At 73.1% G+C, this 12,211-nt stretch carries 8 protein-coding genes; 3 read left to right on the top strand and 5 right to left on the bottom strand.

The features are described 5' to 3' along the window. Positions 1-3 precede the first annotated feature (3 nt). Together ACIBX3_RS53735 and ACIBX3_RS53730 are read right to left on the bottom strand one after the other, a co-directional pair. Positions 4-261: a DUF1876 domain-containing protein gene (locus tag ACIBX3_RS53735; protein ID WP_397128546.1), complete on the bottom strand. Its 258-nt coding sequence runs from the start codon at positions 259-261 to the stop codon at positions 4-6. A 52-nt stretch (positions 262-313) separates the two neighbouring features. Continuing rightward, positions 314-1,369 carry a hypothetical protein gene (locus tag ACIBX3_RS53730; protein ID WP_397128545.1) on the bottom strand — a complete coding sequence of 352 codons (1,056 nt, stop codon included), beginning with the start codon at positions 1,367-1,369 and terminating at the stop codon, positions 314-316. 365 nt (positions 1,370-1,734) lie between these two features. Here ACIBX3_RS53730 and ACIBX3_RS53725 point away from each other — a divergent pair, with 365 nt between their 5' ends. Then, on the top strand, positions 1,735-2,256 hold the full coding sequence (locus tag ACIBX3_RS53725) for a phospholipase (protein ID WP_397128544.1): 522 nt from the start codon (positions 1,735-1,737) through the stop codon (positions 2,254-2,256). A gap of 12 nt (positions 2,257-2,268) precedes the next feature. Here the strand turns inward: ACIBX3_RS53725 and ACIBX3_RS53720 are convergent, their stop codons facing one another. The 3 genes from ACIBX3_RS53720 to ACIBX3_RS53710 all read right to left on the bottom strand — a co-directional run bounded on the left by ACIBX3_RS53720 (position 2,269) and on the right by ACIBX3_RS53710 (position 5,783). Continuing rightward, positions 2,269-3,369, bottom strand: coding sequence for a winged helix DNA-binding domain-containing protein (locus ACIBX3_RS53720; RefSeq protein ID WP_397128543.1), 1,101 nt, complete (start codon positions 3,367-3,369; stop codon positions 2,269-2,271). A gap of 81 nt (positions 3,370-3,450) precedes the next feature. Next, positions 3,451-5,031, bottom strand: coding sequence for a clostripain-related cysteine peptidase (locus tag ACIBX3_RS53715; RefSeq protein ID WP_397128542.1), 1,581 nt, complete (start codon positions 5,029-5,031; stop codon positions 3,451-3,453). Continuing rightward, positions 5,001-5,783 carry a hypothetical protein gene (locus ACIBX3_RS53710; protein WP_397128541.1) on the bottom strand — a complete coding sequence of 261 codons (783 nt, stop codon included), beginning with the start codon at positions 5,781-5,783 and terminating at the stop codon, positions 5,001-5,003. Before ACIBX3_RS53710 ends, ACIBX3_RS53715 begins: the two co-directional genes overlap by 31 nt. A 354-nt stretch (positions 5,784-6,137) precedes the next feature. Here ACIBX3_RS53710 and ACIBX3_RS53705 point away from each other — a divergent pair, with 354 nt between their 5' ends. Together ACIBX3_RS53705 and ACIBX3_RS53700 are read left to right on the top strand one after the other, a co-directional pair. After that, positions 6,138-8,945 (top strand): AAA family ATPase, encoded by a 2,808-nt coding sequence (locus ACIBX3_RS53705; RefSeq protein ID WP_397128540.1) that lies wholly within the window; start codon positions 6,138-6,140, stop codon positions 8,943-8,945. A gap of 28 nt (positions 8,946-8,973) precedes the next feature. Further along, positions 8,974-12,201, top strand: coding sequence for a BTAD domain-containing putative transcriptional regulator (locus ACIBX3_RS53700; RefSeq protein WP_397128539.1), 3,228 nt, complete (start codon positions 8,974-8,976; stop codon positions 12,199-12,201). The last annotated feature ends 10 nt before the right edge of the window (positions 12,202-12,211 follow it).

Genomic DNA, 12,211 nt, shown 5'->3' with positions numbered 1-12,211 from the left:
TCCTCAGGCCGTACTGGCCAAATCGGCGACGTCCTTCGCGCCGTCCTCGATCAGTTTCGCCGCGAGGTTGGACAACGCCCGCCCGGCGGCCAGCTCGTCCCCGATCCCGGGCACGGGCCGGTCGTGCGGGTTGCGGCGGGCGTGCGCCACGCTCTCGTGCCGCTTGCCGTCCGGTGTGAACAGCACCGCCGTGGCCGTGGTCAGGGCGTCGTCATCGTCCTCGCTGATCCAGATCTGAATGTTCCACTGCTTGTACTCCATGACGACCACCTCCCTACCTTCAACCCTTCCCCAGGACGGCGCAGCCGTAAAGTCACCGCCCGGCGCCGCCCTCAGGCACGACCTTGGCCAGCCACTCCGCGGCCTCCTCGGCGGGCAGGACCCGCCGCAGGCGCACGGCGGGCCGCATCATCGGGTACATCCGGCCCGGGCTCCACGACCGCTCGTACGGCGGAGGGTCGAGGACGACGACCCGCGCCCCGTCCAGGCGGGGGATGTCGGCAGGGCGGCCCTCGTTCCAGATCCACTTGCCGTTCGCGTCCACCAGGTTGAACTGGCCGCGCACCGGCGGCGCGCCGGGATCCACGGGCCCGTCCGTGGCGGACCGCACCCAGTCCGGGTCCGGCCGGACCCCGTCGAGCAGCCCGTCGGCCTCCGGACCGCTGAGCGCGTCGGCCAGCAGCGTGTGCAGCTGGAAGTTGTCGCCGATCCCGCCGATCACGACCTCGTAGCCGCGTCCGCTCTCGCGGTGCAGGACGATCAGCCGCTCGTCGTCGAGCACCCGCAGCAGCCCGGCGAGGAACTCCAGGTCGGGACGCTCGTCGAGCACCGTCCCGAGCGCCGCGATCAGTCGCTCGCGGCCCGGCAGCGCGGCTCTGACCCGCGGCGACAGTTGCAGGATCGACATGACGGGCAGGGCGCGCAGGTGCGCGAGCGACCACGCGTCGGTCAGCTCGATCGCCTGCTCCCGGGTGAGCGGCCCGGCCGTCAGGCGATCGGCCGTGGCCTCCGTCCACGCGTGGTCGTCGTCCACGGGCTCCGGCGGCTCCTCGCCCGTGGCCGTCCGCCACGCCGCGGCGAACCCGCCGGCCAATTCCAGGACGTCGCTGAGCTCGTTCACCAGGGGCTCGGCCACCGGCGCCGGATCGCCGCCGAGCTCGGCCAGCGCGCCGCAGAGCACGCCCAGGCGGGCGCCGATCCTCAGCGGGACCCGCTCGAAGAGATCTCCGACCCGCGCCAGTGCGGCCGACAACGCCGGCTGCTCGGCGGTTTGGGCGGCGGCGTACAGCCGCGGCAGGACGGCGAAGAAGCGGGCGGGGTCCCGATCGTCCGCGGCCTGGAAGAGTTCGTCGAGAAGTTGATCGAGCATTGCGGCAGGTTACGACATTCAGGGTGACGTGCGGCGCTGTTTGGGGGTAAAGCCGGTTACGGGCGGCGGACGTTCGGGCGAAGGTTCGTCGCGGGGCAGGCGCCGCGGCGGCGCGGGCCGCGCCGCCGCGGCGGCCTTCTTGCTCGCTGAGATCCTCGACGGCACGAGGCCGAGGGCAGGGGCACGCATTGACTCGGTCGCTGACAGAAAATCGGCTCTTTGTAAAGGGCGACGCTCGGTGAAGGCCGCCGAAAAATTGAGCACAATCTGCTTCTGCGTTTTCCCGCTTTTCGCTTCATCGTGAGGGCGTCAGGTGAACCTTGCCATGACACACACCCGCTCCCGAGCAGAGAAGCAGGTTCCTCATGGTCAGACGCTCCCTCGTCATGCTCGCCCTCTCCCTCGGCGCCGTACTCGGGTTCGCGTTACCCGCCCACGCGGTGACCCTCGAGCAGAAACTCGCCGCACTCTCCGGATTCAGCCAGCCCACCGCCGCCAGCGCCGGTTCCTGGCGCGCCGCCTGGGAGAACCAGGCGTCCTGGGCCGACTACGCCTTCGACTGGTCGACCGACCTGTGTTCGAGCAGTCCCGACCAGCCGCTCGGCTTCGATTTCCGCATGTCGTGCCGCCGGCACGATTTCGGGTACCGCAATTACAAGGCCGTCAACCAATTCCCGGCGAACAAGTCACGTATCGACGACGCGTTCTACTTCGATATGCGCCAAGTGTGCGCCCGATACTCAGGAGTCTCCAAGTCCACCTGTGACGGGCTCGCCTGGACCTACTATCAGGCGGTCCGGCAGTTCGGCAGCCTGGTCGTCTCCGATGAGCAGATCCAGGAGGTCCAGCGGCAGGCCGAGCTGAACGCCCAGAGCTCCGCCGCCTGAGTCAGGCTCTGGTCAGGGTTTGGAGGGGCTGTCGAAGACCGCGATCTCGTGCCGGTCGCCCGGCGCCAGGAACTCCAGCAGCCGCAGCCCCTCCTTCTCCACCTCGTCCAGCACCCGGATCGGCTCCCACTGGTGGATGCCGAGCGTCGACACTCCCTTGGCGCGCGTCACCGTCCAGTCGCCGGCCGTGAAGCCGTCCACCAGGATCGTGCGCGGTGGCACGTTGGTGCCCATGAAGCCCCGCAGCGCCGCCAGCCCGGTCTCGGTGATGACCCTGGAGCGGTCGGCGTGCGACAGGAACAGGTTGTCGAAGTCGTACATCAGCCGCACCGGGGCCGGCACGTCGTCGGCCGGCCTCGGGGCGTCCGGCAGGTCGTACAGGATCCGGCCCGTCTCGTCCCTGAACCGCACCAGGTCCAGTGACTCCACCACCTCACCCAGCCGGGTCAGCCCCGACCACGTCTGCACGTCCATCACCGACGCGGGGCCGAACGCCGCCAGGTAGCGCAGCACCAGCTCGGCGGGCGTCATCGGCGGAGCCTCGAATCCCAGCCAGGACTCCGCGCTCGTGTGCGCGACCGGCCCGCTCCTGCCCCACAGCCCGCGCGGCGGCACCTGCACCAGCGGAACCAGCCACCGCACCCCCTGGCCGAGCGCGTGCGGGTCGTTCGACGGCCACCGCTCGGCCAGCGCCCGCCCCAGCTCGGCGAACGTCATGGGCCGCGCCTCCAGCAGCGCCCGCCCGGCCGCCGCCAGCTCGTCCAAGTCCACCCCGGCCAGCCGCTTGCCGTAGGTCGTCCGCGTCCCGCGCTCGGTGACCACCTGCAGCAGTGGCCGCATGGCCAGGCAGTCGCGGGCGCTGACCAGGTGGATGGTGGAGCGCTGCAGGGCGATGCGGACGAGCGCCCGCGACTGCAGCAGGTCGGCGGCGTGGGCCGGATCGAAGCCGGCGATGCGGTTCCACAGGCCGGTGTACCAGGTGTGCGGGGTCTGCGCCTGCAGGCCGCCGAGATGCTCCACGACGTCCACAACGCCCATGTCCGTGCGGCGCAGCAGGAGTTGCCGGTCGAGCGTGGCCCGGTTGAGCGCCCTCCGGCTGATGAGGGGATCCATGGCTCAAAGGTAGGGGCTATTGCGGCCGGTCCCGGGCCGCAATAGCCCCAGCGCCGCCGGCCGATGGCCGGCATGTGGCTCCTATCGCTTGATGGTACGCGCGCTCGCGTACTCTCTGAGGAACTCCTCCCACTCGGTGTGCTGGGCGATCTGGAGGTCCGCGTAGTAGCCCGAGATCGTGCGCTCCATCGGGAAGTACGCGCTCAGCCCGCCGCAGTCCTCCACCTTCTGGCCCTGGTGGGCCTCCTGGATCACGAATCCGCCCGGGCTGTGGATGGCCAGCAGCTTGTCGGCCACCGAGGCCAGCGTCGGATCGGTACGCGAGTCCGCGACCAGCGCCAGGCAGAGCGTACGCAGGTCGATCAGGGACCGGTCGAGATGGAACCGGGTGGCGACCGACTGGACGCTGTCCACGACGGACCGGTTGGTGAGCACCTGCTGCCGCAGGCCGCCCGCCAGCGTCTGGAACTCCCGCATGAACTCCCCGATCCGCGTCGCGTCGACCGCGCACTGGGTGACGGTCTGGCGGGTGCCGCGGTAGGAGTCGGCGTACTGCTCGACGATGATCCGCCCGAGCTCCCTGGCGTCCATGCGCGGATTCGCCGCCAGGGCGGAGACGATCTCGGTGTACGGCCAGCCCTCGTTCGGCTCCAGCTCCTCCGAGCCCACCACCGTGCCGGCGTGCTCGCGGATCTCGTAGCAGACCTCGAGGTTGCTCATCAGACAGGCGTCCATGCCCAGCAGGTCGATCGGCCGGCCGAGGTCGTCGTGGAGCCGCTCCATGACGTGACGCAGCTCGATGGTGTCCAGTGAGTGCAGCGTGCCGTCGTCACTGGCGATGGCGCGGTCCTGCGCGCCGGGCAGCTTCAGCACCTCTTCCAGCGACTTCGTGAACACCGCCTTGGTGATCTCCGGGGTCTCCGTCAGCCTGGCCAGCTCCGAGAAGGCCGGCTCCTCGTCGGCCACGGCCATGCGCGCGGTCCGCCGGACGTAGCCGCTCTCGACGTCGCGCCTGACCCGTCGGCCCCTGACCTGGATGTAGAGCTGGTCGAGGTCGTCTGGGGTCCAGCCGCCGCCGTGGTTCCAGATCACCAGCGCGTACCGCCGGGCGGGCGCGCGCCGGGCGGCCCAGCGGACGAAGTCGACGAGCGTCTGGGGATCGCCGGAGTCCGTTCTCCCCGGCAGTTCCTCGATCAGGTCGGGGGCGCCGCCCAGGCCGATCTCCATGTGCCTGGCGCGGCCGCCGGCGTCCTGCTGCTTGACGAAGGCCGTCACGCGTACCCCGTCGGACGACGGGACCGCTCGCAGCTCCGCCAGGTCGCGGCCCGCCGCGTCGGACAGGTTGTTGTTGCCTGCCATGTAGACCATGAAGGTCCACTCGGCCTGCTCGCCCGGGGGCGCCTCGGCGGGCCTTGGCCGCTCCCGCACTTCCCCGAGCGCCCGCCAGATGGTGGGGCCGGCCACGCCGTCGGCCGGGAGGCCCTCGCGTTGCTGCAGGTGGTACAGGGCGCCGTAGGTGGACGGGCCGAAGTACCCGTCGGCCGGCACGCGGTAGCCCCGGGCGCGCAGCAGCTCCTGAAGCCGCCTGACGTCTTCTCCTGTGCTGCCCAGTCGCAGCGTGGGCCCGGCCATCAGTCCGCGGCCCAGTGGAAGGTGAAGCACTTGGCGTCCGGCGACAGGTCGCCGGCCGGGATGACGTACATCGGGGTGCGGACGCCGAACAGCTGGGCCTTCCACAACACGATGTGGCCGCCGGTCTGCAGGGACCTGGAGTCGAAGCTCGCGTACGTCTCGCCCTCGGTCTCGACGAGGCAGATCCGCCGGTCGCCGTCGTCGGTGACCTCGACGCCCTTCCACCACTGGGCGTGGGGCGCCATACTGATCCGGATCTCCGTGGTGCCCGGCGGGGCGGGGGTCTCGGCCAGGTGGACGACGTCGCCGTCGCGCAGGCGGTGCGCGTTGACGAGGTCATTCCTGCCGATCCTGATGAGCTGCAGCGGGCCGCGGCCGGGCATCCGCTCGTAGCGGATCGGCGCGCGCTGGTCGCCGTGCACGATGGCCAGCAGATCGGGCAGCGCCGTGACGATCGCCGGCAGCGCGGCCTGCAGGATGGGGCCGAAGTAGCGCTGGTTGAGCTCGTGGTCGGTGACGCGTACGGGATGCTGGGCGCGGGCGCCGTGCATGGTCTGGAGCAGACCCGGCAGCACCTGCACGACGATGGGCGTGATCGTGCCGGCGAGTTGCGGCACGAACTGGGCGAAGCGGTCCTCCTCGTTCTGGTCGGTGTCCGCCTTGGGCGGTCCGAACGAGAGCAACTGCTCCACCAGCGGCGGCGTGATGGCCTGGACGACGGGCATGAGCACGGAGGCGACGTCCATGAAGGACCGGTCGGCGTAGGTCTCGAGGTGGTCCATGGGCCGGTGCTCCACCCGCGGGCCCATGGGCAGCTGCCGCGGGCGCGCGCCGAACTGGCCGGCCGCCTGATGGGTCAGCTGGAGGCCCTGGAGGATCTTGGGAAGAGCACGTTGAGGATCCGCGCCTCCGTCCCGCGCTGCTCCTCTGCGATGTAGGACGGCATGATGTTCTCCCGGTTCGAGGGCATTCATCACGCTGGACGCTATGAACGCGTTCTGCAGTGAGCATCAGGGAACGCCCTGGGGATAACCCCGGGGCGACTCCCTAATGACCGGAAGAGCTGACTCGGGTCAGACGGAGACTGGACGGTCGCCGGGCCAAGGCCCACCATGAATGGGCCAGGGGGTGAGTCCATGACAGCCCGCGCCCTTCGCAACGGACCCGAGCGCTCCCGGGACGAACAGTTCGTCGGCCGCTGCCGGGAACTGGCGGTGCTCCACGCCCAGCTCGGCCGCGCCTGCGAGGGCCGGTCGGGTCTCGTGGTGCTGGAAGGGCCGGCGGGCATCGGCAAGACCGCGCTGGCCGGGGAGTTCCTGTCCGCGATCGAGAACGCGATCGTGCTGGACGTGAGCGGGGAGGAAGGGGAGGCCGGGCTGCCGTACGGCGTGCTGGGGCAGCTCGGGGCGCAGGCCCAGCCGCTGCCCGAGGTGCTGGCCCGGCTGCCCGGTCCTGGCGCGGCCACACAGCCCGATCCGCTGATGGTCGGGGCCGCGCTGCTGGAGCTGCTCGGTCAGCTGCAGCGTGTCGCGCCGGTCGTCATCGCCGTCGACGGAGCCGGGTGGGCGGATCTGCCGTCGCTGCACGCGTTGACGTTCGCGCTGCGGCGGCTGCGTACCGATCGGGTGCTCGCCCTCCTCATCGCGAGGGAGAGCGACGATCCCCGGCTGCCCGACGGGCTGCGACGGCTGCTGCGCAGCAGCGTCGCGCTCCGGCTGCCGCTCAGCGGGCTGAACGCCCGCGAGCTGCAGGCGCTCAGCGCCCGGCTGGGACCCGTGCGGCTGACGCCGCAGGCCGCCGAGCGGCTGCACGAGCACACCAAGGGCGTCCCGCTGCACGCCCGCGCGCTGCTCCAGCAGGTACGCGCCGAGACCCTGGCCGACGTGGACGCTCCGCTGCCGGCGCCGCGCGCGTACACCACGCTGGTGCTCGACCGGCTCGGCCGGTGCGAGGACGCGGCGCAGCGGCTGCTGACCGCGGCCGCCGTGCTCGGCACCTCCGCGCCGCTGCACCTCGTGGCCCGCATGGCGGAGCTGGCCGAGCCGCTGCCCGCGCTGGAGCAGGTCGCCGGCGCCGGGCTGCTCGCCGAATGGCGCACCGGCGCCGGGGTCTCGGTCGGCTTCCCGAACCCGCTGGTCAGGGCCGCCATCTACCACGACCTCGGCCCGGCCACGCGGCGACGGCTGCACCTGCTGGCCGCCGACCTGGTGGACGACGTCGTACACCGGCTGCAGCACCGGCTCGCGGCGGCCGACCAGGTGGACGAGGAGCTGGTGCGGGAGGTGGCCAGGATCGGCCGGCGGCAGGCGGCGGCCGGGCGGTGGTCCAGCGCGTGCGGCTGCCTGACCAGGGCCGTACAGCTCACGGGGGAAGGGGCCGCCCGGGACCGGCTCATCGCAGAGGCGGTGGAGGCTCTCCTCGCCGCCGGCCGCCCGGCGGACGCGGGCGCTATGGCCGCGCAGGTGGCGCCCGGGGGCGATCCCGCGGTCCGTGACTACGCGCTGGGGTCGGTGGCGCTGGTGTCCGGGCGGCTGGAGGAGGCCGGCCGGCAGCTCGGCAACGCCTGGTCCCACGCATCCGGGGACCCGCGGCTGGCCGCGGGCATCGCGAGCCGCCAGGCGCTGGCGTCCTTGATCCATGGAGACGGGCCGGCGGCGGTGCGCTGGGCGGAACGCGCCGCGACCACCGGGCCCCCGGCACCCCGGACGTCGCGCCCGGACGCGAGTGCGCAGGCCGCCGCCGGCGGCGGTGGGTTGGTGCGGTTCGCTCGGCTCGCAGGGCTCGGGTTGGCGGGACGGGTGGACGAAGGGCTGGCGTTGTGCGGCGAGTTGCCCGCGCCCGCGCAAGGGGCGCCCGGCGAGCTCGACGCGCTGCTCGGAAGGGGGACGCTGCGGCTGTGGGCCGATGATCTGGCCGGGGCGCACGACGACCTCCTCGGTGTGCTGGCGGCCGGCGCCGACGGCGAGGCGCCGTTCCAGATGCTGGTGGCGAGCACGCTGGCGCAGGTCGAGTACCGGCTCGGCCGGTGGGACGAGGCGGCCGCGCACGCCGAGATCGGCGCGTCCATCGCCGACGACCTCGGCCAGGTGTGGCTGGCGAGCTACGCCCACGCGGTGGCCGCCCTGGTGCCCGCCGCCCGCGGCGAGTGGGACCGGGCGCTCGCCCACGTACGCGCCGCCCGCGCCGCGTGCCACCCCGACAACGTCCCGGCCCAGGTCAGTACGGCCGGCGCCGACGCGCTGACGGCGACCGCCAGGGGCGACCACGAGGCGGTCATCACCGCGCTCATGCCGCTGACCAGGGCGAACCTGCCGGACGAGCCGGCTGTCGTGCTCTGGCGCACGCTCCTGGCCGACGCCCTGGTCAACACGGGCAGGCCGGCGGAGGCCGAGGAGGTCCTGGTGCCGTGCGAGCTGCTGGCCCTGAGCAGGGAGCGCCGCAGCGTCCTGGCCGCGGCCGCCCGCGCCAGAGCCGGCCTGCTGGCGGCCAGGCATGAGCCGGCCGAGGCGGAGAGCCTCTACCAGGGGGCGCTCGGGCACTCCGCCAAGATCGACATGCCGTTCGAGGAGGCCAGGATCCAGCTCGCGTACGGAACGTTCCTGCGCCGCAGGGGACGGCGGTCGGCGGCGGCAGAGCAGCTCGAGGCCGCCCAGCTCACGCTGTCGAGGCTGGGAGCGCTGCCGTACCTGGAGCAGTGCGATCTCGAACTGGCCGCGAGCGGGCGGGCGGTGCTGCGGCCCCAGGACACCGCACGGCTGGGGCTGACGCCGCAGGAGCACACGGTGGCGGTGCTGATCAGCAAGGGGCTGACCAACCGGCAGGCGGCGCGCAAGCTGGTGCTGAGCGTCAAGACGGTCGAATACCACCTCAGCCACATCTACACCAAGCTCGGGATCGCCTCCCGGACGGCCCTCATCGGAAGGCTGAGCGATCTAGGGGAGTGAGCGGCGGCTGGCGTACCGTGTCAGCATCGTGCTGACCTTCAGCGTGCTCGGGCCGCTCGCCGCTCACCTCGACGGCGAGCCGGTCGGGCTGGGCCGGCCCCGGCAGCGTTCGGTCCTCGCCCGCCTGCTGGCCGCCGGCGGGCAGGCCGTCCCGGTGGACCGGCTCATCGACGACCTGTACGCCGACGAGGTCCCGCCCAAGGCGCTGGCCGCCGTCCAGTCGTACGTGTCCAACCTCCGCCGCGCCCTCGAACCGGACAGATCACCGCGGTCCCCGGCCGGCGTGCTGGTGACCCAGCCGCCCGGGTACGCACTGCGCCTGGCGGCCGACGCCGTGGACGCCTGGCGGTTCGAGAGCATGGTGAGCGACCCGGCCGCCACCCACGAGCGGCTGGCCGAGGCGCTGGGGTTGTGGCACGGGCCGGCGTACCAGGAGTTCGCGGGCGCCCACTGGGCCGACGCCGAGGCGTCGCGGCTGGAGGAGCTGCGGCTGTCCACGATCGAGCGGCATGCGGACGCGGTCATCAGGCTGGGCCGGGCGGCGCGGGCCGTACCGGATCTGGAGCGGCTCGCCGGTGAGCACCCGCTGCGCGAGGCGGCGTGGGCGCTGCTGGCCAGGGCGCTCTACCGGTGCGGGCGGCAGGGCGAGGCGCTGGGCGCGCTGCGCCGGGCCCGCGCGCACCTGGTCGAGGAACTCGGCGTCGATCCCGGGCCCGAGCTGCGGCGGCTGGAGGAGGACATCCTGGCGCAGGCCGCCCACCTGAGCGAGGCCGCGCCGCCGCCCGCACCGGTCGCCAGGGCCGTCGCCGTCGACCAGCCGTACGTCGGCAGGCGCGCCGAGCTCGCGGAGGTGACCGCGCTCAAGGGCGGCGTCGTGCTGGTGAGCGGCGAGCCGGGCGCGGGCAAGACGGCCTTCATCGAGCAGCTACGCGCCCGCCTGACGGAACGCGGCTGGACCGTCGGATGGGGCCGCTGTCCCGAGTACGAGGGCGCCCCGCCCGGCTGGGCGTGGGCCGAACTGCTCAGAGAACTGGCCGCCGGCTTCCCGCCCGCCGAGCCCGAGGCGCTCGCGCCCTTGCTGGTGGACGTCCCGGTGCGCGGGGACGTGCCGGGGGCCAGGTTCCGGCTGCATCGGGCGGTCAGCGCGTTCGTCACCTCGATCGGGCGGCCGCTGCTGCTCGTGCTCGACGACCTGCACCGGGCCGACGCCGAGACCCTGGCGATCCTCACACACGTGATCGGCGAATGCGCCGGGCTGCCGGTCCTGGTCGTGGGCAGCTACCGGCACACCGAGCCGAACGAGCACCTCGCCGACGCCTTGGCCGCCATCGCCGCCCGCGAACCAGTCCGCGTACGGCTCGACGGCCTGCCCGCGCCCGAGGTCGGGGAGTTGATCACCGTGACCTGTGGCCGCCGGGTCGCGCCGGAGACGGTCGCGGAGATCGCCGAGCGGACCGGCGGCAACCCGTTCTTCGTCAAGGAGAGCGCCCGGCTGCTCGACGCCGAAGGCGCGGACAGCATCCCGGCGGGCGTACGTGACGTGCTGCGCCGCCGCGTCGCCAGGCTGCCCGCGCAGGCGCAGACCATCCTGCGGCACGGCGCGGTCATCGGTCGCGAGAGCGACGTGGACGTGCTGACCGCCGTCAGCGGTGCCGACGAGGAGGCAGTGCTGGCCGCCATCGAGTCGGGCCTGGTCACCGGGCTGCTCACCGAGCCCGAGGCGGGGCGGCTGAGGTTCGCGCACGTGCTCATCCGCGACACCCTCTACGACGACCTGTCCCGCATCCGCCGCGCCCGCCTGCACCTGCGCGTGGCCAGGGCCATCGAGGAGCACGCCCCGGGCGACGTGGCCGCGCTCGCCCACCACTACGCCGCCGCGGCCGCCGACCCGGCCAAGGTCGTCCGGTACGCCAGGCTCGCCGCCGAACAGGCCGAGCGCCGCTTCGCCCACCACGAGGCCGCCGCGCTGTGGCAGCAGGCGCTGGACGCCTTCGACGGCAACCCGCGCGAACGGCTGGAGCTCACGCTGTCGCTGGTGGCGGCGCTGGCCAACACCGGGCAACTGGTCAGGGCCCGCACCCACAGGGAGCGCGCGATCCGCGACGCGCTCCCGCTCGGCGACCCCGATCTGCTCGCCAGGGTGATCGTCTCGTTCGACGTGCCGACGTTCTGGAGCAACAGGGAGTACGGCACGCTCGACACCGACCTGATCGACGCCGTCGAGGGCGCGCTGGCCGAGCTCCCGCCAGAGGACGGCGGGACCCGCTGCCGGCTGCTGACCACGCTGGCGTTCGAGCTGGAGGGGGAGGAGACCGAGCGCGGCTACCTCGCCTCGCGGGAGGCCGTCGCGATGGCCCGCCGCCTCGGCGACCGCGACCTGCTCGTGCTGGCGCTCAACGGCCGTATCCACCAGTCCTTCCGGTACGGGGGGCAGGACGAGCGCGCGGAGATCGGCGCCGAGCTAGTGAGGCTGGCGGACGGCGACGTGACGGTCGAGGTGCTCGGCCGTCTCACGCTCATGCAGGCCGCCATCAACCGGGCCCGGTTCGACGTCGCCGACCGGGAGGCCGCCAGGGTCCACCACCTGGCCGAGCTGTACGACCTGCCGCTCGCCCAGGCGGTCGCGGGCTTCTACGACGGGTTGCGTGCCGCCCTGGCAGCCGACCACGGGGAGGCCGAATCCCGCTGGCGGGCCGCCGCCGAGCTGTCGGGGCGTCTCGGGATGTGGCAGCACGAGGTGGGGTTGCTGATGCTCGCGCTGTACGGCATGCACCTGATGCGCGGCGACCCGACACCGATGCTGCCCGACCTGGTGCTCTTCGCCACCCAGGGGCCGTGGCAGGAGCAGTGCCTGGAGCTGTACGCGCTGGCTCTCTGCCACGCCGGGCGGGTGGAGGAGGCGCGGGCCGTGGTCGCCGGCCGGCTGTCGCGGATCCGGGCCGACTATTTCTGGCACATGCTGACGGCCGTGCGAGGGCTGCTCGGGGTCGCGATCGACGACCGGGTGCGCGTCGAGGAGGCGTACGAGAGGCTGCTGCCGCTCTCGGCCGAGCCGGTGGGCAGCACCGGGTACCTGGCCGTGTGGCCGACGGCCCAGGTCCTCGGCGACCTGGCCGCCTACCTGGGCCGGCCCGCGGAGTCCCACTACCGGGAGGCGCTGGCGGTGGCCGAGCGGGCGGGGGTGCGGCCGTGGATCGACGCGGCCCGCGCCGCACTCGGCGACCGGCCCGACGGGGAACGCCGCCTTCCGCATTGACTCGGGGTCG

This window comes from Nonomuraea sp. NPDC049480, from assembly GCF_044465905.1.
Classification (GTDB): domain Bacteria; phylum Actinomycetota; class Actinomycetes; order Streptosporangiales; family Streptosporangiaceae; genus Nonomuraea.
Note: the sequence above shows the minus strand (reverse complement) of the source record. Positions and strands in the feature narration are given on the sequence as shown.